General features: G+C 71.6%; 21 protein-coding genes. 19 read left to right on the top strand and 2 right to left on the bottom strand.

Annotated features, from left to right (window positions below; all coding sequences use genetic code 11):
* Positions 1 to 355 precede the first annotated feature (355 nt).
* The 5 genes from D6689_22825 (at position 356) to rodA (ending at position 6,007) form a co-directional block, all read left to right on the top strand.
* On the top strand, positions 356 to 1,390 hold the full coding sequence (locus D6689_22825) for a rod shape-determining protein (protein ID RMH36272.1): 1,035 nt from the start codon (positions 356 to 358) through the stop codon (positions 1,388 to 1,390).
* Positions 1,391 to 1,397: 7 nt separating this feature from the next.
* Positions 1,398 to 2,294 carry a rod shape-determining protein MreC gene (gene mreC, locus D6689_22820; GenBank protein RMH36271.1) on the top strand — a complete coding sequence of 299 codons (897 nt, stop codon included), beginning with the start codon at positions 1,398 to 1,400 and terminating at the stop codon, positions 2,292 to 2,294.
* 36 nt (positions 2,295 to 2,330) lie between these two features.
* Positions 2,331 to 2,861: a hypothetical protein gene (locus tag D6689_22815; GenBank protein ID RMH36270.1), complete on the top strand. Its 531-nt coding sequence runs from the start codon at positions 2,331 to 2,333 to the stop codon at positions 2,859 to 2,861.
* A 135-nt stretch (positions 2,862 to 2,996) separates the two neighbouring features.
* Positions 2,997 to 4,883, top strand: a complete 1,887-nt coding sequence (gene mrdA / locus D6689_22810) for a penicillin-binding protein 2 (protein RMH36269.1) — start codon at positions 2,997 to 2,999, stop codon at positions 4,881 to 4,883.
* The gene (gene rodA, locus D6689_22805) at positions 4,880 to 6,007 is read left to right on the top strand and encodes a rod shape-determining protein RodA (GenBank protein RMH36268.1); all 1,128 of its coding nucleotides are present in this window, start codon (positions 4,880 to 4,882) and stop codon (positions 6,005 to 6,007) included. Before mrdA ends, rodA begins: the two co-directional genes overlap by 4 nt.
* Before the next feature lie 55 nt (positions 6,008 to 6,062).
* Here the strand turns inward: rodA and trxA are convergent, their stop codons facing one another.
* The gene (gene trxA / locus D6689_22800; GenBank protein ID RMH36267.1) at positions 6,063 to 6,392 is read right to left on the bottom strand and encodes a thioredoxin; all 330 of its coding nucleotides are present in this window, start codon (positions 6,390 to 6,392) and stop codon (positions 6,063 to 6,065) included.
* A gap of 388 nt (positions 6,393 to 6,780) precedes the next feature.
* Between trxA and D6689_22795 the strand changes: the two genes are divergently transcribed.
* The 10 genes from D6689_22795 (at position 6,781) to D6689_22750 (ending at position 18,178) form a co-directional block, all read left to right on the top strand.
* Positions 6,781 to 7,032: a hypothetical protein gene (locus D6689_22795; GenBank protein RMH36266.1), complete on the top strand. Its 252-nt coding sequence runs from the start codon at positions 6,781 to 6,783 to the stop codon at positions 7,030 to 7,032.
* Positions 7,033 to 7,081: 49 nt separating this feature from the next.
* Positions 7,082 to 7,846 (top strand): hypothetical protein, encoded by a 765-nt coding sequence (locus tag D6689_22790; GenBank protein RMH36265.1) that lies wholly within the window; start codon positions 7,082 to 7,084, stop codon positions 7,844 to 7,846.
* A 4-nt stretch (positions 7,847 to 7,850) separates the two neighbouring features.
* Entirely contained in the window at positions 7,851 to 9,221 is a 1,371-nt protein-coding gene (locus D6689_22785; protein ID RMH36264.1) for a glutamyl-tRNA reductase, read from the top strand.
* A complete protein-coding gene (locus tag D6689_22780) occupies positions 9,218 to 10,138 on the top strand; it encodes a hydroxymethylbilane synthase (protein RMH36263.1) in 921 nt (306 codons plus the stop codon). The genes D6689_22785 and D6689_22780 overlap by 4 nt, the downstream gene beginning before the upstream one ends.
* Positions 10,139 to 10,336: 198 nt before the next feature.
* Entirely contained in the window at positions 10,337 to 11,269 is a 933-nt protein-coding gene (gene ybgF / locus D6689_22775) for a tol-pal system protein YbgF (protein RMH36262.1), read from the top strand.
* A gap of 9 nt (positions 11,270 to 11,278) precedes the next feature.
* Positions 11,279 to 12,511 carry a LysM peptidoglycan-binding domain-containing protein gene (locus D6689_22770; GenBank protein ID RMH36261.1) on the top strand — a complete coding sequence of 411 codons (1,233 nt, stop codon included), beginning with the start codon at positions 11,279 to 11,281 and terminating at the stop codon, positions 12,509 to 12,511.
* 103 nt (positions 12,512 to 12,614) lie between these two features.
* Positions 12,615 to 13,526: a DNA-protecting protein DprA gene (gene dprA, locus D6689_22765; protein RMH36260.1), complete on the top strand. Its 912-nt coding sequence runs from the start codon at positions 12,615 to 12,617 to the stop codon at positions 13,524 to 13,526.
* Positions 13,527 to 13,548: 22 nt separating this feature from the next.
* A complete protein-coding gene (gene topA / locus D6689_22760) occupies positions 13,549 to 16,149 on the top strand; it encodes a type I DNA topoisomerase (GenBank protein RMH36259.1) in 2,601 nt (866 codons plus the stop codon).
* Positions 16,146 to 17,498, top strand: a complete 1,353-nt coding sequence (locus tag D6689_22755; protein ID RMH36258.1) for a methylenetetrahydrofolate--tRNA-(uracil(54)-C(5))-methyltransferase (FADH(2)-oxidizing) TrmFO — start codon at positions 16,146 to 16,148, stop codon at positions 17,496 to 17,498. The genes topA and D6689_22755 overlap by 4 nt, the downstream gene beginning before the upstream one ends.
* Positions 17,465 to 18,178 (top strand): SDR family oxidoreductase, encoded by a 714-nt coding sequence (locus D6689_22750; protein ID RMH36257.1) that lies wholly within the window; start codon positions 17,465 to 17,467, stop codon positions 18,176 to 18,178. The genes D6689_22755 and D6689_22750 overlap by 34 nt, the downstream gene beginning before the upstream one ends.
* 17 nt (positions 18,179 to 18,195) lie before the next feature.
* Here the strand turns inward: D6689_22750 and D6689_22745 are convergent, their stop codons facing one another.
* A complete protein-coding gene (locus tag D6689_22745) occupies positions 18,196 to 19,266 on the bottom strand; it encodes an AI-2E family transporter (protein ID RMH36256.1) in 1,071 nt (356 codons plus the stop codon).
* Positions 19,267 to 19,410: 144 nt separating this feature from the next.
* Here D6689_22745 and D6689_22740 point away from each other — a divergent pair, with 144 nt between their 5' ends.
* The 4 genes from D6689_22740 to hslU all read left to right on the top strand — a co-directional run.
* Positions 19,411 to 20,358, top strand: coding sequence for a tyrosine recombinase XerC (locus D6689_22740; protein RMH36255.1), 948 nt, complete (start codon positions 19,411 to 19,413; stop codon positions 20,356 to 20,358).
* 53 nt (positions 20,359 to 20,411) lie between these two features.
* Positions 20,412 to 21,110, top strand: coding sequence for a PorT family protein (locus tag D6689_22735; GenBank protein ID RMH36254.1), 699 nt, complete (start codon positions 20,412 to 20,414; stop codon positions 21,108 to 21,110).
* Between the two features lie 46 nt (positions 21,111 to 21,156).
* Positions 21,157 to 21,678, top strand: coding sequence for an ATP-dependent protease subunit HslV (gene hslV / locus D6689_22730; protein RMH36253.1), 522 nt, complete (start codon positions 21,157 to 21,159; stop codon positions 21,676 to 21,678).
* The coding region (gene hslU / locus D6689_22725; protein RMH36252.1) for an ATP-dependent protease ATPase subunit HslU at positions 21,678 to 23,000 on the top strand (1,323 nt) is incomplete at its 3' end. The genes hslV and hslU, both read left to right, overlap by 1 nt.

Raw genomic sequence — 23,000 nt, 5'->3', positions numbered from 1 at the left:
GGAGCGCCCGCCGGCCCGGCGCGGTCCGCCCGCCGGGGTGCGGCCGGCCGGCGACCGTGCGGCGCCCACGCCCGGCCGGCGGCGGTCGGGGTCGGTCCGGCCCGTGCGGCGACCACCGCCGCGCGGCCGGACCCGAGCCGCGGGCCGGCGGGCCGCGCGCCGCGGCCCACACCGATTCGGTGCTCGGGCTTACCTAACTAGAATTGCTTGCAATTTGGCATACGTCCGTGATATCGCAGTGCCTGGATTCGCGGCGGCGCAGGGGAGTTCTCGGTTTCCGTTTCATATCGAGTTACTTACCGAACTTTATCCACAGGCACGCGCCGCGCGCGGCGCCGCGAGGGGACAGCAGGGGATGCTTTTCGACTGGGTATACGGGCTCTTTTCCAACGACCTCGCCATCGATCTCGGCACCGCGACGACCCTCACGTTCGTCAAGGGGCGGGGGATCGTCGCGAACGAGCCATCCGTCGTGGCGGTCCAGCGCGGCGTGTCCGGCGTCAAGAAGGTGCTGGCGGTCGGCAAGGAAGCCAAAGAGATGCTCGGCCGCACGCCGGGCAACATCGTGGCGATCCGACCGATGAAGGACGGCGTGATCGCCGACTTCGAGGTCACCGAGGCGATGCTGCGCTACTTCATCCAGAAGGCGCACCATCGGCGCACGCTGGTGCGCCCGCGCGTGATCGTGTGCGTCCCGTCGGGCATCACCGAGGTCGAAAAGCGCGCGGTGCGCGACAGCGCGCTCGCGGCGAGCGCTCGCGAGGTCTACTTGATCGAGGAACCGATGGCCGCGGCGATCGGCGGCGGCCTGCCGATCACCGAGCCGAGCGGCAACATGATCGTCGACATCGGCGGCGGTACGACGGAGGTCGCGGTCATCTCGCTCGCCGGCATCGTGCTGTCCAAGTCGATCCGCGTCGCCGGCGACAAGATGGACGAGGCGATCGTCCAGTACATCAAGCGCAAGTACAACTTGCTGATCGGCGAGCGCACCGCCGAGCTGATCAAACAGGAGATCGGCTCCGCCTACCCGCTGGACGAGGTGCTCACCGTCGAGGTCAAGGGGCGCGATCTCGTCGCGGGCGTGCCGAAGACCCTCGTGGTCAACTCCGACGAGATCCGCGAGGCGCTGCAGGAGCCGGTCAACGCCATCGTCGACGCGGTCCGCACGGTCCTCGAGCGCACGCCGCCGGAACTGTCGGCCGACATCGTCGACAAGGGCATCGTGCTGTCGGGCGGCGGCGCGAAGCTCAAGAACATCGACGTCATGCTGCGCGAGGAAACCGGACTGCCCGTGATGGTGTGCGAGAACCCGCAGCTCGCGGTGGTGCTCGGCACCGGCAAGGCGCTCGACGAGCTGAATCTGCTGCGCGAGATCGCCTTGCAGTAGGCGCCCGATGACGTTGCGGCGGCGGTTGTTGGACTACGGCCTGGTCGTGCTGTTGTTGGCCGTCCCCGCCGCGATGCTCACCGCACACTGGAAGGATCCCGCGGACATCAATGCGTTCGACCGCGCCGTGCTGCGCGTGTCGTCGCCGCTGCAGGCGGCCGTGTCGTGGGTCGTCGAAGGCGTCGGCGGCTGGTGGAACCGCTACGTCTGGCTCGTCGATGTCGAGGAGGAAAACGAGGACCTGCGCGCGGCCAACGCCGAGCTGCGCCGGCAGCTCGCCGAGGCGCGCCGCCGCGCGGCCCACGTCGACGCGCTCGAACAGCTCGCCGGCCTGCGTCGCACGACCGCCGCCGAGACGATCGGCGCGCGCGTGATTTCCTCGGGGGTCAACCCGCACTTCCGGGTGATTCGGATCCGGCTCGACCGCGGCGACGGGGAGGTCGCGCCCGGGATGCCGGTGATCGCGCCGGCCGGCCTGGTCGGCCGCGTGCAGCGCGTCTACGGCCGCTACAGCGACGTGCTGCTCGCGACCGACCCGGAGTCGGCGATCGACGTGGTGGTGGAGCGGACCGGCGGCCGCGGCGTGCTCCGCGGAGTCGGGCGGCCGGACGCCTACACATGCGAGATCGAGTACCTCGAACGCGGACAGGAGGTGGCCGAGGGCGACGAGGTGGTCACCAGCGGCCTCGGCGGGGCGCTGCCGGCCGGCATCCGCGTCGGCCGCATCTCCAAGGTGGTCACCAAGAGCTATAGCCTGTACCAAGAGGTCGAGGTCGAACCGGCGGTCGACTTCGGCCGGTTGCGCCACGTGTTGGTCGTGCTCGCGCCGCCGCCACCGCCGGATCCGCGCGCGGGCCAGCGCCGCCGGTCGCGGCCGGCCTACTCGTTGGGGCCGTACCGATGACTCGCGGGGATACGGCGGCCGGGACGGGACTCTGACGTGCGCATCGCGGCGCAGGTGATGATCGGCTACGCGGTCGTGCTGGTGCTCGGCGTCGTGTGGCGGTTCATTCCGGTCGATCGCGCCATGCCGGATGCGGTGGCGTTGTTCGCGGCGTACCTCGGGCTCACGGCGCGCCAGCGGCTGGCGCCGTCGGTGCTCGGAGCGGTCGTGCTGGGGTATCTGGCCGACCTGCTGCTCGGCACGCCGCGCGGGATGTGGTCGGCCGACGCCGGCGCGCTGTGCCTCGCCGCTCACGTCGTTCACCGCCGCCTGATCGTCCGCGGGTGGCTGGTGACCGCCGCGTTCACGGCGCTGGCGGCCGTCGCGTCCGCCGCGTTGCTGATCGCTCTTCGCGCCGCGGTAGGCGTCGGCCCGGCGCCGCTGGCCGACGAACTCGCCGTGCTCGCGGCGTCGGCGGCGCTCACCGGCGTGTGCGGCCCGGCGGCGTTCCGCCTGTGCCGCGCGGTGGACGCCGCGTTCGCCCGCACCCAACGCGAGCGCCTGGCCGTCCGCGAGGGCGTGTTCTAAAACACCGGACGGTTCGGTGAGCGAACGAGCGCGCAATCCATCGACCGCTGGCACGCGGGGCCGCCGCGCGTGCGCCGCCCGCCCGCGGGCGGCGGCGGGCCGTCGCGTGGAGCGCCCGCGGCGGGGAGGGGCGCCGTGCTGATCCGCAGCGCCCCCGGCGCGGCGCCGGTCATGCCCCAGCTGCGCCGGCGGCTGCGCTGGCTCGTCGCCGTGGCGCTCGGCACGTTCGCCATCCTCGTGGGTCGGCTGTGGCAGCTACAAGTATTGCGCGGCGAGCGCTACCACGAGGGCGTCATCGAGAAGGTCGTCAATACGCGCTATCTGCCGTCGGTGCGCGGCAAGATTCTCGACACGCTCGGCCGCCCGCTCGTCGACAATCGGCCGGCGTTCAACATCTACATGACGCCCGCGTCGGCCGTGGGGCCGGTGGTCGATCGGCTCGCCGGCCTGCTCGACCTCGACGACGACGAGCGGCGGCAGGTCGTCGACCGCCTCGCCGCGGCCCGCCGCCGCGACCCGAACCGTGCGGTGCTGGTGCTCGAAGACCAGAGCCGCGACCGCGCGGCGCTCGTGGAGCAGTCGAAGTTCGAACTGCCCGGCGTATCCGTCGTGGACGAGCCATACCGTCGCTACCTCTACGGCGATCTCGCCGCACATGCGCTCGGATACATGAACCATCCTACCGCGGAGGAGCTCGCCGAGCTGGGACCCCGCGGCTACGACGCGGATGAGTTCATCGGCCGCTACGGACTCGAGCGGGAGTGGGAGCATTACCTGCGCGGCAAAAAGGGCATCGAGCGCTACGTCGCCGACGCGACGGGGGCGCGCGTGGACGACGAGGAGAGCGCGGCACTCATCCGCGGGCCGAAATTCGAGCCGCCGGTGCCCGGAAACAACATCGTGACGACGATCGACCTCGACTTGCAGCAGATCGCCGAGCGCGCGGTGCGCTGGCATGCGGCGGCGGCGGTCGTCGTGCTGGACGTGCACACCGGCCGCGTTCGCGCGATCGTGTCGAAGCCGTCGTTCGACCCCAACGTGATGACCGGCCACCTCACGCAGGCGCAGATGCAGCAGATGCTCGCCGATCCCCGCAAGCCATTCGTCGATAAGGTGCTCCGCCAGCACTATCCGCCCGGGTCGACGTTCAAGCCGGTCACGTTGATCGCGGCGCTCGAGGACGGCGTCATCGCGCCGGGCGAGGTGCGTGAGTGCAAGGGGCGCATCGTGCGCGGCCATCGCACGTTCCGCTGCCCCGGCGGCCACGCGCACGGCAAGATCACCGTCGTCGAGGCGCTCGAGCATTCGTGCAACGTGTTCGTGTGGGAGCTGGCCGAAGTCGTCGGCATCGACCGGCTCGCCGAGGTGGCGCGCGACCTCGGCTTCGGTCAGCCGACCGGCATCGGCCTCAACGGCGACGTGGCTGGCCGCATTCCCACGCGCGCGTGGTACGAGGCGCGCGGGGGCTTCAAGATCGGCTACACGCTCAACACGGCGACAGGCCAGGGCGACGTCGCCGTCACCGTGATGCAACTCGCCCAGGCCTACGCCGCCATCGCCAACGGCGGCGCGCTGTACGCCCCGCAGATCGTCGAACGCATCGAGGACGCCGAGGGCCGCGTCGTGGCGCGCTACGAGCCCACCCTGCGCCGCCGCATTCATGCGTCGCCGCAGACGATCGAACAGCTCCACCGCGGTATGTGGGCCGTCGTCAACGCCGAGGGCGGCACGGCGCACGACGCCGCCAGCGCGATCATCGAGTTCGCGGGCAAGACCGGCACGGCGCAGGTGCGCGGCCGCCGTCGCCGGCGGAAGGACGGCGACGCGCAGCCGCGCAAGGGGTGGGATCCGACGCGCGACCATGCCTGGTTCGCCGGCTGGGCGCCGGCGCGCGACCCGGCGATCGCGATCGCCGTGCTCGTCGAGCACGGCGGCCACGGCGGAGAGGCGGCGGCGCCGATCGCGCGCGAGATTTTCGAGGGCTATGCCGCGCTCGTGCGCGAGCGAGGGGGGCGGCCATGACCCGGCTCGGCCTGGCGCGCGCGACCGTCGGCCGGCCGTGGTGGCTCCGGTTCGCGTCGCGGTTCGACTGGCCGCTGTTCTGTACGACGGTGCTCATCGCGGGGATCGGCCTGCTCAACCTGCACAGCGCGCTGTCCGGTACGCGGCACGAGGCGTTGTTCGCCCGCCAGGTCGCGTGGATGCTCGCCGGAGCGATCGCGTTCTTCGCGATGACCGCGATCGACTACCGGTTCTGGGAGCGGTTCGCGTGGTTCTTGCTCGGCGGGGCCATCGTCGCGGTCGCGCTCGTCTACGTCGCCGGCGTGTCGGTCAAAGGAGCCCAGCGGTGGCTCGGCGTCGCCGGCGTCACCGTGCAACCGTCGGAGCTGGCGAAGATCGCGGTGATCGTGGCGCTCGCACAGTTCGCGCAGGAGGCCGAGGGCGGGCAGCTCACCCGCCGGCAGATCGCCGTCCGCGTCGCCGCACTCGCGGCGCCGGTCGGCCTCATCGTCGCACAGCCGGATCTCGGCAGCGCCGTGCTGGTCGCGCTCATCGTCCTGTCGGTGGCGTATTTCACCGTGTCGGACCTGTGGCGCATCCACGCGGTCGTGATCGCCGGCCTGGCGGCGCTTCCGTTGTTGTGGGAGCGGATGGAAACCTACCAGCGCAACCGCGTGCTGTGCTTCCTGGACCCGGAGTCGGATCCGACGGGCCTGTGCTGGCACACCAAGCAGTCGATCATCGCGGTCGGCTCGGGCCGCATCCTCGGCGAAGGCTACATGAACGGCACGCAGAACCAGTTCAAGTTCCTTCCCGAACACTGGACGGACTTTCCGTTTTCGGTGTTCGCCGAGGAGTGGGGGTTCGTCGGGGGCGTCGTCCTGCTCGCGCTGTTCGCGTTCCTGATCCTGTGGATCGTCAACGCGGCGCTTCACGCGCGCGATCGCTTCGGTGCGGTGCTGTGCTTGGGGGTCGCGGCGATGTTGTTCTGGCACACCGCGGTGAATGTCGCGATGGTCCTCGGCCTCGCGCCCGTCGTCGGTGTCACGCTGCCGCTCGTGTCGTACGGCGGCTCGTCGGTCATGACCGTGTTCCTGGGTCTCGGCCTCGTGTCGTCGGTGTCGGCCCGCCGCCACGGGTTCTGACCGAAAGCGGATCGCCGCGGCAGCGGACCGTGGTCCGCCGCCGCCCGGCGCGACGCTACAGGTGCTTTTGGATCGCTTCTTCGAGCTTTTGGCGCGGGACCGCGCCGACGATCTGGTCGACCACCTGGCCGCCTTTGAACAGCAAAAGGGTCGGGATCGACCGGATGCCGTACTTTTGCGGCACCTGCTGGTGGTCGTCGACGTTCATCTTGCCGACCTTGAGCCGGCCCTTGTACTCGTCTGCCAGCGCGTCCACGGTCGGCGCGATCTGACGGCACGGGCCGCACCACACGGCCCAGAAGTCGACGAGTGCCGGGATGTCGGACTCGAGGATTTCGGATTGGAAGTTGTCGTCGGTGACTTCGATCGTGTTCGCGCTGGCCATTCGGCGGTCCTTTCCCACGTCGTTGGAAGACAAGTGAAGACGGCTATAAATAACGACGCCGCGACCGCGCCGCAAGTCACAGCGGCCGCGCGCGTGGGCTCTGGCACGCGGCAAGCGCCCGAAAACCGCGCGAGAACGCGCGCTTGCCGGCGGCCGAAGCGGTGCTGTGCGATTGCTCGCGCCGCGCCGCCCCCCTATGCTAGAGGCGTATGTCATCCCGGCATCCGCTGCGGTCACCGGGCGCGCCGCGTCCCGCGGTCGCGGCAGCGGTGACGCGCGCGCGATCGCGGCGGGCGCCCCCGCAGGCGCCCTCACGCCGCGGGCGGGAACCGGAATCGGAGTTCGCATGGCACGGCTATTCATCTCTCAGAACCGCCTCGATGCGTGGATGGCGGACGCCAAGGTCGACGTGGACGGCGACGTGATGACGCTGGCGGACGACGGTCGCGCGTTCCGCATCCGGCCGGCGGTGCTGTTTCTCAAGGTGGCCGGCGACGATCCGGACACCGCGGACCTGGTCGGGCGCGTCAAGGACGAGGCCGCGCTTGCAGCGCTCGGCGCGGACCAGTACATGAACTCGGTGATCGTCGGCGACACGGCATACGACGTGTGCTGCGGATTCATCGGTGAGCCGCTTTGACGGAGGCGGCGTGCAGTTGACGGCGCTTTCTCCTGCGTTCTATGCGGCCATGGCGCTGTACGCCGCGGCGTCCGCGGCGTTCTTCGCGGTGCTGTACGACGTATGGCCACGCGCGCGCCGCGCGGCCAAGTGGCTGCTGCTCGCGGCACTGGTCGCGCACGGCGCCGACATCGCTGCCCGCGACCTGGCCGGCGTGCATCCGGGCACGTCGGTGCGCGAGTCGATCGGCGCGCTGTCGTGGCTGGTGGCGGCGGGGTTTCTGGCCGCGAGCATGCGGTACCGCATCGACGTGCTCGGTGCGTTCGTCGCCCCGGCCGCGCTGATCCTGTTGGCCGCCGCGCGCCTGACGCCGTCGGGCGAGCCGGTCCCCGGCCTCAATGCGATCGGGCGCGTGCACATCAGTCTCGCGATGGTGGCGGTCGCCCTGTTCGCGCTGGCGACGGCGCTGGCGGTGGTCTACTTGCTCGAGGCGCGCAACCTCAAGCGCAAGCGGTTCGACGGGCTGTTGTTCCGGCGCGGCATCGCGCTCGAGACGCTCGACCTGCTGTTGCACCGGCTCATCGTCGTCGGGTTTCCGGTGCTCACGGTGTCGATGATGCTGGGCGCGATGTGGGCGGCGCAGCGGTCCGTCAACTGGTACGAGCGGCCCGAGTACGGCTTCGCGATGGTGACCTGGCTGGCGTTCGGTGGCGTCCTCGTGGGCCGCGTCGCGGCCGGCTGGCGCGGGCGCAAGACCGCCGCGCTCACGATTGCCGGCTTCGTCGCCGCGCTCGCGGTCTTGCTGGTCTACCTGGCGCGGAGGTCGGTGGGGTAGCGCGATGGCGGGCGATCTGTTCGTCGTGGGAGTGTCGTGGCGAACCGCGCCGGTCGAGCTGCGCGAGCGGATCGCTTTCGCCGACGGGGACATCGGGCCGGCGCTGGCGGCGCTGGTCGAGCGTGCGCCGATCGCCGAGGCGATGATCCTGTCTACGTGCAATCGCGTCGAAATCTACGGCGCGCCGCCGCGCGGCGCGCCCGCGTCGGCGATCGCGTCGGCGACCGCCGAGGTGCGCCGCTTTTTTGCCGACGCGCGCCAGGTGAGCCGAGAGCAGCTCGAGTCGGCTCTGTACGAGCACGTCGACCGAGACGCAGTCGCCCATGCGTTCCGCGTCGCGTCCGCGCTCGACTCGATGGTCGTCGGCGAGGCACAGATCCTCGGCCAGCTCAAGGGCGCGTTCGCGGCGGCCGAACACGGCGGAGCGGTGGGGCCGGTGCTGCGCCGGTGCATGCAGCGCGCGTTCGCGGTCGCCAAGCGGGTCCGCACCGAGACCGGCATCGCGCGCGGCGCGGCGAACGTGTCATCGGTGGCGGTGGAGTTGGCGGCGCGCGTGTTCGGCGAACTCGACGGAAAGACCGTGCTCGTGGTCGGCGCGGGCAAGATGTCCGATCTCGCCGCGCGCCACCTGCGCGCGAACGGCGCGAGCACGGTGCTCGTGACCAACCGCTCGCCCGAGCGCGCGCGGGCGGTGGCCGAGCGCGTCGACGGGATCGCGCGTTCGTGGGAGGACCTCGAGGGCGTCATCGCGATCGCCGATGTCGTGATCAGCTCGACCGGTTCGCGCGAACCGGTGCTCACGCGCAAGTTGATCAAGCGGGCGATGCGCAAGCGGCGGCACAAGCCGCAGGTCATCTGCGACATCGCGGTGCCGCGCGACGCCGAGCCCGCGGTCGGCGACATCGACGGCGTGTACCTGTTCGACATCGACGACCTGCAGAAGGCGGTCGCCGAGAACTTGCTCGAGCGCGCGCGCCACGCGCAGGACGCCGCGGACATCGTCGACCGCGAGGTCGAGGAGTTTTGCCGATGGCTCGACGTGCAGGCGGTCGTCCCGACGATCCGCGCGCTGCGCGACCGGTTCGCCGCCATCGCTCGCGCCGAGGCCGAGCGCGTCGCGGCCGGGCTCGAACACAAGTCGCCGGACCAGCGCGCCGACGCCGTGCGGCGTCTGGCCGATCAAATTGTCAACAAGTTGCTTCATCAACCTATGGTGGCGCTAAAAGGGGGAGGGGCCGCCGACGTGGCCGAACTCGCGCGCGCCGTCCGCGAACTATTCGCCCTCGACGAGGTGGGCGATGACGCGGTCGCCGAGGAGACGGCACCGGCTGCCGACGGGGCGCCTCGCCCTGCAAAACACAGGGGACCAGCGTGAAGATTGCGACCCGGGGCAGTGCGCTCGCGTTGTGGCAGGCCAATCACGTGCGCGATCGCCTTCGCGCCGCCGATCCCGACCTTGCGGTCGATCTCGTCGTCATCAGGACGCGAGGCGATCGGATCTTGGACGTGCCGCTCGCTAAGGTCGGTGGCAAGGGACTGTTCGTCAAGGAGATCGAGCAGGCGTTGCTCGACGGCCGCGCCGACTTGGCGGTCCACAGCATGAAGGACGTGCCGGCCGACCTCGAGGCGGGGCTTGCGCTGGCGGCCATCTCGGAGCGGGCGGATCCGTTCGACGCACTCGTGTCGCGCGACGGCGTTCGGCTCGACGCGCTGCCGCCGGGCGCCACCGTCGGCACGTCGAGCCTGCGCCGCCAGTGCCAGCTCCGCGCGCTACGGCCGGACGTAACCGTCGTGCCGTTGCGCGGCAACGTCGACACGCGCTTGCGCAAGCTCGACGACGGCCTGTTCGACGCGATCGTATTGGCGTCCGCCGGCCTGGTCCGGCTCGGCCACGCCGATCGGATCGTCGAGCGCCTCGCACCGCCGGCGTTCTTGCCGGCGATCGCGCAGGGCGCACTCGGCGTCGAGACGCGCGCTGACGACGCCGACACGATCCGGCGCGTGCGCGCCGCGCTGCACTGCGAGTCGGACGCGCGGCGCGTGCGGGCCGAGCGCGCGGTCATGGCGCGGCTCGACGGCGGATGCCAGACGCCGATCGCCGCGTTCGCCCGACTCGCCGGCGACGCGCTGGAGCTGTCGGCGCTGGTGGCGACGCCCGATGGCCGCGAGGTGATCCGCGCCGACCGCACCGGATCCTCGTCGGAACCGGAGGCGCTCGGGGTCGCGGTGGCCGAGGAGCTGCTCGCTCGCGGAGCGGACCGCATCCTCGCCGCGTGTCGCGCGGCCGGATGACTCGCGCGGGTGAGCGGACGCCGGCAGCGCGCCGGCGGCGACCCGGCCGGCGCCGGCGGTTCGGCCGGCGCAGCGCGCCGAGCGCGACCGAGTCCGCCGGCCGGCGCGGGGCGGCGGCTATTGAACTCGTTGTATAAGCCTGTCGCCGGCCGCCGCGTTTTTTGCCCCTGTGGATAACTAGGGCTACGATCCGAAGCGATGTCGAAGACGATGGTCGCGTGCGCGATCGCAGTCGCCGTCGCCGCGCCGGGTTGCGCGGGATCGCGGCAACTACAGCGCGAAAACGCCGGACTGCGGATGCAGGTCGCCGAACTGCGCGCCGCCCGGCGCCGCGATCGGCGGGCGCTTCGCGATCTGCAGCGGCAGATCGTCGTCCTGCGCGAGCAGATCGAACAGGCGCGGGCGCTGCCCGTCGTCGTGCGCGAGCCGCCGGCCGCGGAGGCCGCAACGCAGCCGGCATCCCCTGCCGGCGCCGACGGCGAGTCGGCGGCCGTCGCGTACGCCGACGACGGCGTCGAGGTGTTGTACGTCGGCGAGGCGGCCGAGGATCGGAGCGTGCGGCCGCGCATCTCCCTGCGCGAGGAGCGCGGTCGCGACCGGTACGAGCCGCCGCCCGAGTCGCTCGCGCCGGTGCCGGCCGCCGGGGAACGGCTGATCGTCACCGAGGGCGCGGTTCCGCCGATTTCGGCGGCCGATCGCGGCGCCGGCGCGGTCCCGCGCCCGGCGGCGAAGGCGCCGGACCGCGGGCCGGGGCCGAAAGAGTTGTATCAGCAATATTATCGAGCGCTGCGGGCCGGCGACCACGCCGCGGCCATCGCCGGATTTCGCGCGTTCATCGACGCATATCCGACCCACGACTACGCGGACAACGCCCAGTACTGGCTCGCGGAGGCCTATTACGATCAGCGCCAATACGACCGCGCGCTCGTCGAATTTCGCGCGGTCGCGACCCGCTTCCCGAAGGGAAACAAGGTTCCGGATGCGCTGCTGAAGGTAGCGTACTGCCTCGAGCGACTGGGCCGCACCGGCGAGGCGCGCGCGGCGCTCGAACGCGTGATCGCGGACTACGCCCATAGCAATGCGGCGGCGCTGGCCGCCGATCGGCTCGCGCAGCTGCGCGAGCAGAAGTAGGGGGAGCCCATGAATCGCATTACCACCGGCCTGTCGCTGTTTGCCGCGCTCGCGGCGCTGCCGGCAATCTCCGCGGCGCAGACCGCCGAGCCGCCGCGAACGCTCGACCCGAGCGGCCGGCGCTCCAGCGAGCCCGCGCCCGCGGCGCCCGCCGCCGCGCCCGGTCCGCAAGAGGGCGCTCCGGTCGCGCCCGGCGGCGACATGGCGCAGCCGACCGAGGGACAGGGCGACGTCGGCTACTACCTGTACGACGAGTCGCCGATCCCGGAGGACGAGGGACTCGTCCGCGGTGGCCCGGCTCCCGAGCTGCACGTGGTGCGCGAGGGCGACACGCTGTGGGACATCTGCCAGCTGTACTTCGACAACCCGTGGGAGTGGCCGAAGGTGTGGTCGTACAACCCGGCGATCACGAATCCGCACTGGATCTACCCGGGCGACGTCGTGCGCTTGCGGCCCGCCGCGGCCGAGGTGATGGCCGCGCCGGTGCCCGACGACGTGGACGCGCCCGCGCCCGCGCCGGCCGCCGCCGCGCCCGCTCCCGCGCCGGTTCGGACCGTGCGGCTGCGGCAGATCGCGTTTCTCGAGCCGGGGCAGATCGCCACGGCGTTCCGCATCGCGGGCGCCGAGCGGGAGCGCGAGATGCTCAGCCCCGGGGACGTCGTCTACCTCGACTATCCGGGCGCGGAGCGGCCGGAGTCGGGCGCCCGCTACGGCATCTACTCGGATCTGCGGTGGATCGAGCATCCGCGGTCGGGCGAACGTCTCGGCGCGTACGTCCGCGTGCTCGGCGAACTCGAGGTGGTGTCGGTCAAGCCGGGCAAGCGGGCGCGCGCCGTCATCCGCGCGGCCAACGACGTGATCGAGCGCGGCGCGCGGGTCGGCCCCGTGCAGCAGCGCTTCGCGGCGGTCGCGCCGACGCCGGCGAGCCGCGACCAGACAGGCGTCGTCGTCGCGCAACTCGGCGGCGGCGACCTCATCGGCGCGACGCAGGTGGTGTTCATCGATCTGGGCGAGGAGGACGGGGTCGCCGCCGGCAACCGCGCGTTCGTCGTCCGTCGCGGCGACGCGCGTCCCGACTACTTCGAACTGGCTGCGCGCCCGCGCGACGAGCGCTACCCGCCGTACGCGATCGGCGAGGTGCTGGTGGTCCAGGTGGGCGCCCGCGTGTCGATCGCGCTCGTGACCGCGTCCCTGCAAGAGATCGGTGTCGGCGACGTGGTCGTCCTCCGCTCGGGACGCTAACCGGGGCGGCCGCCCGCGGCGCGGCCGCCAACTGGTTGGAAATAGTCGCGCCGCGGCGGCCGACTTGACGGCGGCGCGGGGAGTCGCTACAGGCTGACCCCCTGTGGGTTCGTTGTCGTCGATAGCTGCCGGAGCGCGCGTGGTGCCGCGGGACGCGACCGAGTTCCCGGCGCGTCTCGCGGCCGTCCCCGACGCGCCGGAGCGGCTGTACGCGGTCGGCCGGCTGCCGGACGCGCCCGCCGTCGCCGTCGTCGGCGCGCGCGCGGCGACCGGCCGCGCCATGGCGACCGCGTACGAACTCGCCCGCGACCTGGCGGCGGCCGGCTACGCGATCGTGTCCGGCGGCGCCGTCGGAGTGGACGCGGCGGCGCACCGCGGCGCGGTGGACGCGGGCGGCGCGACGGTCGCGGTGCAGGCGTGCGGCCTCGACGTGGCCTATCCGGCGAGGCACCGGCCGCTGTTTGCCGACATCGTGGCGGCGGGCGGTGCGCTGGTGTCGCCCTACCGAGCGGGCGTGCCGCCGCGCCGCTACCAGTTCGTGCGGCGCAATCGCATCGTCGCGGGCTGGGCCGCGGCGGTGGTCGTGGTCGAGGCCGATCGCGCGTCGGGATCCTTATATACGGCGCGGGCCGCGCTCGACTACGGCCGGCCGCTCGCGGCGGTTCCGGGAAGTCCCGGCTGCGATGCGCTGGTCGCCGAGGGGGCCGCCGTCGTCGCGGGCGCGGCGGACGTCGAGGCGGCCATCGCCGGGAGGCCTCGCAAGCCCGACGTGGCGCTGCCCGAACCCGGCAGCGAGGAGGCCGCGGTGCTGGCCGCGCTCGACCGCGGCCAGGCGCGGGACGCCGGCGCGCTCGCGCAGCGGTGCGGCCTGCCCGCCCGGACGGTCGCGCGGGCGCTCATGGGATTGGAACTCGCCGGGCTCGCGGTCGCCGTGCCGGGGCGTGCGTACGTGCGCTCGGCCGTGGCGGTCGCGGCGCTCGCGGGCACCGCCGGGCACGGGGCACCGGCGGCATAACGGAACCAGCACACGAAGGACCATGGCTACGGCATCGAACGACGACGGCGCGCCGCGGGCGGCGGCAAAGCGGTCTGGCCAGGCCGCGGGTGCTCCGGGGGCCAACTCCCTCGGGACCGGGTCTGCGGGCGCGACGGGCGACAAGTCGCCGCGCAAGACCGGGCGAGCGGCGGGCAAGGCGCCGGCGGCGAGCAAGAAGACAGCGCGCACCAAAGCGTCGGCTGGCACCGCGAAGACGCCGGCCTCCGCGGCGAAGTCGGCCGCCAAGCCGCGCTCGCGCAAGGCCCCCGCGGAGCCGAAACCCAAGAAACCGTCGCGCCGCACGGCATCGCGCAAGGGGGCGCTCGTCGTCGTCGAGTCGCCGGCGAAGGCGCGCACGATCAACAAGTACCTGGGCAGCGGCTACACGGTGAAAGCATCCGTCGGCCACGTCAAAGACCTGCCGAAGTCCAAGCTCGGGGTCGACATCGACGCGGGGTTCGAGCCCGAGTACGTCGTGATGCGCGACAAAAAGAAGGTCATCTCCGACATCCGCAAGGCGGCGAAGACGGCCGAGGTCGTCTACCTCGCCCCCGACCCCGACCGGGAGGGAGAGGCGATCGCGTGGCACATCGCCGAGGAGGTGCGTCCGGTCAACCCGAACGTGCGCCGCGTGCTGTTCAATGAGATCACGAAAAAGGGCATCACCGAGGCGCTGCAACACCCGACCGAACTCAACGTCCACAAGACGGAGGCGCAGCAGGCGCGGCGCGTGCTCGACCGACTGGTCGGCTATCAGATCAGTCCGCTCCTGTGGAAGAAGGTGCGCCGCGGGCTGTCGGCCGGTCGCGTTCAGTCCGTCGCGGTGCGCATCATCGTCGAGCGCGAGCGCGAGATCGCCGCGTTCGTGCCGGAGGAGTACTGGACCGTCGAGGCCGAGTGCCGCGGCCCACAGCCGCCGCCGTTTGCCGCCAAGGTGGTGCTGGTCGACGGCGACAAGGCGGAGCCGAAGACGCAGGCCGACGCCGAGGCGATCGTCGCCGAACTGGAGGCGGGCCGTGCGACGGTCGCCAAGGTCGAGCGCAAGGAGCGCAAGCGCCGGCCGCCCGCGCCGTTCATCACGTCGAAGCTGCAACAGGATGCCGCGCGCAAGCTGCGGTTTACCGCCAAGCGAACCATGGCGCTCGCGCAGCGGCTGTACGAGGGGCTCGACCTCGGCGAAGAGGGCCCGGTCGGCCTCATCACCTACATGCGCACCGACTCCGTCCGGCTGTCCGACGACGCGGTCGCGATGGCGCGCGCCTACATCGGCGAGCGGTTCGGCGCCGACTATCTGCCGGCGAAGCCGAACCAGTACAAGAACAAGAAGTCCGCGCAGGATGCCCACGAGGCGATCCGGCCCACCTCGACCGCATATCCGCCCGAGCGCGTGGAGGCGTTGCTGCGCGCCAGCGGCGACCGCGAGGCGGGTGCGCTGGTGAAGTTGTACACGCTCATCTGGAACCGGTTCATCGCCAGCCAGATGGCGCCGGCCGTCTACGACCAGACGTCGGTGGACATCGCGCGCGGGCGCGCCGTGGTGCGCGCGACTGGCCAGGTCATGAAGTTCCCGGGCTTCACGGCGGTGTACACGGAACAGCTCACCGACGACGAGGCGGCCGAGAAGCAGGCCGAAGCCGATCGCCTGCTGCCGCCGCTGTCGGTCGGCGATTCAGTCGAGCTGGTCGCCATTCGCCCGGAGCAGCACTTCACGCAGCCGCCGCCGCGCTTCACCGAGGCGTCGCTCGTCAAGGAACTCGAAGAGGACGGCATCGGCCGGCCGTCGACCTACGCGAGCATCCTGTCGACGATCGTCGATCGCGGCTACGTCGAGAAGCGAGACGGCCGGTTCTACCCGACGGAACTCGGCACGCTCGTCAACGATCTGTTGGTCGATGCGTTCCCGGATATTCTGAACACCCAGTTCACCGCGCAGATGGAGGAGAACCTCGACCGCGTCGAGGACGGCGAAGTGGATTGGCGCACCGTGCTCGGCGAGTTCTATCGGCCGTTTTCGACGGACCTCGTCAAGGCCGAGCAGACGATGCGCGACGTCAAACGCGAGGAAATCGCGACCGAGTTCACCTGCGAGCAGTGCGGCGAACCGATGGTGGTCAAGTGGGGCCGCAACGGGTCGTTTCTGGCGTGCAAGGGCTACCCGGAGTGTCGCAATACGAAGGAGATCGAGCGACAGGCCGACGGGTCGTTCGAGATCGTCCCCGAGGAGGAGACGGACGAGGTGTGCGACGCCTGCGGCGCGCCGATGCGGGTCAAGCGCGGCAAGTACGGCGCATTCCTCGCGTGTTCGCGCTACCCGGACTGCAAGACCACCAAGCCGATCTCGCTCGGCGTCGACTGCCCCAAGCCGGACTGCGACGGGTTCTTGACCGAGAAGCGGTCCCGCCGGGGCAAGGTGTTCTACGGCTGTTCCAACTACGCCAAGACCGGCTGCGATTTCGTGTCGTGGGATCGCCCCGTGCCCGAGCCGTGTCCGCAGTGCGGAGCGAAGTTCGTCGTCCGCAAGCAGACTCGCCGCGGCGTGACGGTGCGGTGCCTGTCCTGTGATTTCAAGCGCTCGGACGGCGAGGAGATCAGCGCTGCGTGAGGGACTGGCGGCCGGACGTCACGGTAATCGGCGGCGGCCTCGCCGGCTGCGAGGCGGCATGGCAGTTGGCCGAACGCGGCTGGCGCGTCGCGCTCGTCGACATGAAGCCGCTGGCGATGTCGCCGGCCCACCGCACGCCGCTGTTGTGCGAGTTGGTGTGCAGCAACTCGCTGCGTTCGGACGACCCGACGACCGGCGCGGGGTTGCTCAAGGCCGAACTTCGCCGGCTACGGTCCGTGGTGATCGCGTGCGCCGACGAGCACCGCGTACCGGCGGGCGCGGCGCTCGCGGTCGACCGCGTGGCGTTCGGACGCGCCGTGACCGTGCGCCTGGCGCTGCACGATCGCGTACGCATCGAGCGGCGGCCGGTCGATGCGCTGCCGGCCGGGCCGTGCGTGCTGGCGACCGGCCCGCTCACGGGCGGTCGGCTCGCGGCGGAGATCCGCGCTGCGCTCGGCGGCGACCGGATGTACTTCTACGATGCGATCGCGCCGATCGTTGCGGCCGACAGCATCGACATGGCGCATGCATTCGTCGCGTCGCGGTGGGGGCGCGGCGACGATCGCGATGCCGGCGCCGAAGGCGACTACATCAACTGCCCGCTGAACGAGGAGGAGTACGCCGCGTTCGTGCGCGAGGTTCTCGCCGGTCGCAAGGTCGCGCCGCACGCCTTCGAAGAGCCCCGCTACTTCGAGGGCTGCTTGCCGATCGAGGTGATGGCCGCGCGCGGGCCGGACACGCTGCGATTCGGGCCGATGCGCCCGGTCGGGCTCGTCGACCCGCGGACCGGCCGGCGGCCCTACGCGGCGGTGCAGCTGCGCCCGGAGAACCGCTACCGCACGGCGTACAACCTCGTCGGCTTCCAGACGCGGCTGGCTTATCCCGAACAGCAGCGCATTTTTCGCATGATCCCCGCGCTGCGCCGCGCCGAGTTCTTGCGGTTCGGGTCGATTCATCGCAATACGTACGTCGACGCGCCTCGCCTGCTCGGGCCTGGCCTCGAGCTGCGCGCGCGGCCACACGTGCGCGTCGCCGGCCTGATCACCGGCGTCGAGGGCTACATCGAGTCCTGCGCGATGGGGCTTTTGGCGGCGCTGTTTTGCGACGCGCAGCTGCGCGGGCGCGCGCTGGCGCCGCCGCCGGCGACGACCGCGCTCGGCGGGCTGTATCGCCACGTCACGGCGCCACGCGCCGACGGCGAGCGCTACCAGCCGACCAACGTCAACTTCGGCTTGCTGCCCCCCGTCGAGGGGCGCCATCGCAAGGCGGACCGCAAGCGCCGCATGGCCGAGCGCGCGGTGCGCGACCTGGCGGCGTGGGCGGCGGCCGAGACGGAGCGGGCGGCGTGACGTGGGCCGACCGCCGCTGCGTGGTCACCGGCGCGTCCGCCGGCATCGGCCAGGCGGTGGCGGCCGCGCTCGCCCGCCGCGGCGCCCTCGTCGTCGGGATTGCGCGGCGCTTCGCCGGCCCGCCCGCCGCGCCGCGCGCCGGCCACGTCCTCGAGGTCGGGGCCGACGTCACCGACGAAGCGGCCGTCCGCGCGGTGTTCGATGCCGCGTCGCCGGTCGACGTCCTCGTGTACGCGGCCGGCGAGAGCCACTTTGGTCCGGCGCTCGCGGGGACGGCGGCGGAGCTGCGCGAGATGCTCGATACGCACGTCGTCGGCGGGTTTCTGTGCGCGCGTGAAGCGGTGCGGTCGATGCGCGCGCGGGGCAGCGGTCACATCGTGTACATCGGATCGATCGCGGTCGACGAGACGTTCGCCGACTGCGCGGGCTACACCGCTGCCAAGGCGGCGCAAGCCGCGTTTGCGCGCGTGCTCCGCGAAGAGGTCCGCGCCTGCGGCGTGCGCGTGACCGAGCTGGCGGTCGGCGCCGTGGATACGCCGCTGTGGGATCGACGGCCGCCGGTCGATCGCGGGGCGATGTTGTCGGCCGCCGACGTCGCCGAAGTCGTGGCGGACGTGATCGCGCAGCCGGCCATCGGCATCGAGCGCGTCGTCCTCCGCCCGCCGGGCGGCAACCTGTAGCCTCCGACCGCGGGGACTCAGCCGGCCGGCGGCGGCGCGTCGTCACCCGGCGGCGGGGGCGCATCCGCCGGCCCGAGCAATACGGCGACGCCGCGCAGCTCGCGCGAGTGCTCGAGCACGATCTTGACGACCACCGTCAGCGGGACCGACAGCAGCATGCCGACCGGGCCCCACAGCCAGCCCCAGAACACCAGGGACAGGAACACGACGAGCGTCGACAAGCCGAGTCGTTCGCCCATGACGCGCGGCTCGACGATGTTGCCGATGACCATGTTGATGGCGACGTAGCCGCCGGTCACGAGCGTCGCGTTGAGGGGGCCGTTTTGCACGAGCGCCAGCAACACGGCGGGGATCGCGGCGATGATCGACCCGATGTTCGGAACGAAGTTGAACAGGAACGCGACCAGCCCCCATAGCAGCGGAAAGTCGACGCGCAGCGCCCACGTGACCAACGACACGAGCACGCCGGTCGCCGCGCTCACGATCGCCTTGATGAACAGGTACTGGTAGACGCGCGCGGCCGCCTCCGTCCAGTGAGACAGGTCGGCGTCCGGGTCGCCGAGGGCGCGGCGCAACTTTCCGGAAAATCCGTGCGCCTCGGTGAGCATGAAAATGACGATCAGCAGCACGAGCGCGAGGTTCGACAGCGCCCCGAGCAACTGGCCGACGGTGTTGCCGACGACGTCGAGGATTCGGCTGGTGCCGATCTTCGCCGACAGTTCGGCCGGTGCGATGTCGAGGCCGAGGTCGCGCATGGCGGCCAGACCGTTGGCGATGAGCCGGTCGAGGCGCTGCTGGTACACCGGCAACTGTTCGGTGAACCGATCGATGGAGACGCCCACCACGCCGATGAAGAACACCAGCGACGCAGCCGCGGCGACGACGATGAGCGCGAACGCCAGCCAGGTCGGCGCGCCGCGTCGCTCCAGCCAGCGAATCGGCGGAATCGCGACGACCGCGACGAACGCGGCCATCAGCACCGGCAGCAGCACCGGCGCGGCCAGCTTGAGTCCGCCGATGACGACGACGAGGCACGCGGCCGCGACGAGCGGCTGGCTCGTGCGCGGCGGGGCGGTCGGGTCGGCCATCGCGGCCAACGATAGCGCACGTGTCCGTCACCGCGTGGGCTCCGCGCGGCCGATGCGCGCGACGGCGGTGCGGTCGCGCGCGCGGCACCGCACCGGGGAGGACCGGAAGTGGCGCGGTGCGGCGGCGGGGGCTAGGATCGCGGCGTGACGTGGGGCGACGCCATCGCCGGGTTTCGCGACTACCTGGCGGTCGAGCGGGCGCTGGCTCCGGCGACGTGCGCCGCGTACGAGCGCGACCTCGAAGAGTTTCGCCGGCTGTACGCGGACCGCGAGGGCCGCGACCCGGACCCGCGTGCGGTCGATGCGCGCGCGATCCGGGCGCATCTGGCGGCGCTGTACGGCGCGAACGACTCGGCGTCGATCGCGCGCAAGCTGTCGAGCCTGCGCGCGTTCTTTCGCTATCTCGCCAACCGGGGCGTCGTCGCGGCCAACCCGGCGCGCGCGGTCAGGTCGCCCAAGCGCACGCAGGCGCTGCCGCGCGCGCTCGACGTCGACGATGCGTTCCGCCTGGTCGAGGCGCCGGACGCGTCGGGCGAGACGAACCCGCGCAAGCGCGCCGCGGCGCTCCGCGATCGCGCGCTGCTCGAAGTCCTGTATGGGCTCGGGTTGCGCGTGTCGGAGTGTTGCGCCCTCGACATCGACGACGTCGACGGCGACCTCGTGCGGGTGCGCCGCGGCAAGGGCGGCAAACAGCGCATCGTGCCGCTCGGCGCGCACGCGCGCGCGGCGGTCGACGCGTACCGGGCCGCGCGGCCGGCGCTCGCGCACCCGAAGACGGGCGCGCTCGATGCGGCCGCGCTGTTCGTGAACCAGCGGGGGACGCGTTTGTCGCCGCGGTCGGCCCAGCGGATCACGCAACGGCGCGCGCGCGCCGTGGGCGTGCGCGCCACACCGCACGCGCTGCGCCACTCGTACGCCACGCACTTGCTCGACGGCGGCGCGGACCTGCGGGCGATCCAGGAGCTGCTCGGCCACGCGAGCCTGTCGTCGACGCAGATCTACACGAAGGTGTCGCTCGACCGGCTGATGGAAGTGTACGACGCGGCCCATCCCCGGGCGCGCGAGCCGGGGGGCCGGGGGGGCGATTCGTAAATTGGGCCGACCTCGCGGCACTCCCTGTCATCCGGTCGTGATATGAGCGGGGCATGCTTCGCACGTGCGTTTCGTCGATGGTCGCCGCGGTCGTGTTGTTGGGAACCGCGCAGGGGTTTGCCCAGTCGCCGCCTCCGCCGCCTCCGCCGCCTCCGCCGGGCGGCGCGGCACCCGCCGGGCCGATGGCGCCGGCCACGCCGGGGGCCGGGCTCCACATCACGGGGCTGGGAGTGAAGCTCGGCCTCGTGGGGAGCAAGTTCGGCGGCGACGACGCGCGCGACGACCTCGAGTTCCGCACCGGCTTCGCGGCGGGGGCGTACGGCGTGCTCGGCCTCGGCGGGCGCCTGTCGCTGCAGGGCGAGGTGCTGTACGTCCAGAAGGGAGCGATCGTCCCGGCTGACTCCAACCTGCCGACCGACGTCACGTTCGCCCTCGACTACGTCGAGGTGCCGGCGATGCTGCGCATCGACATCCCGATGAGCCCGACCAGCCGCGTGTTCTTCGCCGGCGGGCTGGCGCTCGGCTTCCTGGTCACGCACGAGGCCCGGGGCGGGGGGGACACCGTGACCCTCGACGACACCAACTCGGTCGACATCGTCGTGCCGCTCGGCGGTGGAATCGAGGTTCGCTCCGGCCAGCTCGCGTTCACCGGCGAGGTGCGGTTCGACGTCGGGGTCCTGACCGTCGACTCGACGGACGAGAGCCAACTGCTGAACCAGTCCGTGCTGTTTTTGGCCGGCGTCGGTATGTGACGCCACCGGCGGATCGGCGCGCCGCGTCTGCTACAGTCGGCGCGACATGACCACGATTCTGTCGGTGCGCAGGGGCACGTCCGTCGTCGTCGCGGGCGACGGCCAGGTGTCGGTCGGCGACATGGTGATGAAGGGCGGCGCCCGCAAGGTGCGCCGGATGCAGGACGGCCGCATCGTGGCCGGGTTCGCCGGGTCGGCCGCGGACGGGATTGCCCTGTTCGAAAAACTCGAGGGCAAGCTCAACGAACACGGCGGCAACCTCACGCGGGGCTGCGTCGAGATGGCGAAAGACTGGCGGCTCGACCGCGTGCTGCGCCGGCTAGAGGCGATGCTGCTCGTGGCCGACCGCGAGCACACCTACGTGTTGTCGGGCGCGGGCGACGTGATCGAGCCGGACGACGGCGTCGTCGCGATCGGCTCTGGCGGCGGGTTCGCCACCGCGGCGGCGCGGGCGCTCGTGCAGCACACCGAGCTGGCGCCGCGCGCGATCGCCGAGGCCGCCATGCGGATTGCGGCGAACATCTGCATCTACACCAACGACACGATTACGATCGAGGAGCTGATCTGATGGACCGGCGCGACCACGAACGCCTCACGCCGACCGTCATCGTATCCGAACTGGACCGCTACATCGTCGGCCAGAAGCGCGCGAAGCGGGCCGTCGCGGTCGCGCTGCGGAACCGGTGGCGGCGCCAGAACGTCGAGGGCGACCTGCGCGACGAGATCTCGCCGAAGAACATCATCATGATGGGGCCGACCGGCGTCGGCAAGACGGAGATCGCGCGCCGGCTCGCGCGTCTCGCGAGCGCGCCGTTCCTCAAGGTCGAGGCGTCCAAGTTCACCGAAGTCGGTTACGTCGGCCGCGACGTCGACTCGATCGTACGCGACCTGATGGAGATCTCGGTCAAGCTCGTGCGCGACGAGGAGGGCCGCAAGGTGAGGCCGAAGGCGCGCGAGCTGGCCGAGGACAAGCTGTTGGACCTCCTGTTGCCGCGGCCCAAACCCGGCAGCGCCGGATTTCGCGATCGGCCAGGCGAGCCGGCGGCGGACGACAGCGGTACTCGCGAGAAGCTGCGCGCGCTGCTGCGCGCGGGAAAGCTCGACGAGCGCGAGGTGGAGGTGGAGACGACCGAGGATGGCTCGCCGTTTCTGCAGATCTTCGGCGGCCAGGGCGTCGAGGAGATGGGGCTCGCCGGTCTGCGCGACATGCTCGGCAACTTCGGCAAGCGCACCAAGCGCCGCAAGATGCGCATTCCGCGGGCGCTCGACGTGCTCACGGAGCAAGAGGTCGATCGCTTGATCGATCTCGATCACGTCCAGCGCGAGGCCGTGTCGCGAGCCGAGAACGCGGGGATCGTGTTCCTCGACGAGGTCGACAAGATCGCCAGCGGGTCGTCCGGGTCGCGCCACGGCCCCGACGTGTCGCGCGAGGGGGTTCAGCGGGACCTGCTGCCGCTGGTCGAGGGATCCACTGTGATCACCAAGTACGGTCCCGTGCGCACCGACCACGTGCTGTTCATCGCCGCCGGTGCGTTCCATACGGCGAAGCCGTCGGATCTGATCCCGGAGCTGCAGGGGCGGTTTCCGATTCGCGTCGAGCTCGATCCGCTCACGCGCGAGGACTTCGTGCGGATCTTGCGCGAGCCGAAGAACGCGCTCACGCGCCAGTACCAGGCGTTGTTGGCGACGGAAAACGTCCACATCGACTTCGACGACGCGGCGATCGAGGAGATCGCGACGATCGCGGAACAGGTCAACGCATCGACCCACAATATCGGCGCGCGGCGGCTGCACACCGTCATGGAGCGCCTGCTCGACGACCTGTTGTTTTCGGCCCCCGAGGTCGGCGCACGGGAGATCCGCATCACCCGCGAGTACGTGCGGGAGCAG

Source organism: Deltaproteobacteria bacterium (assembly GCA_003696105.1).
GTDB lineage: Bacteria > Myxococcota_A > Polyangia > Haliangiales > J016 > J016.
This window is presented reverse-complemented; position numbering and strand designations above follow the sequence as displayed.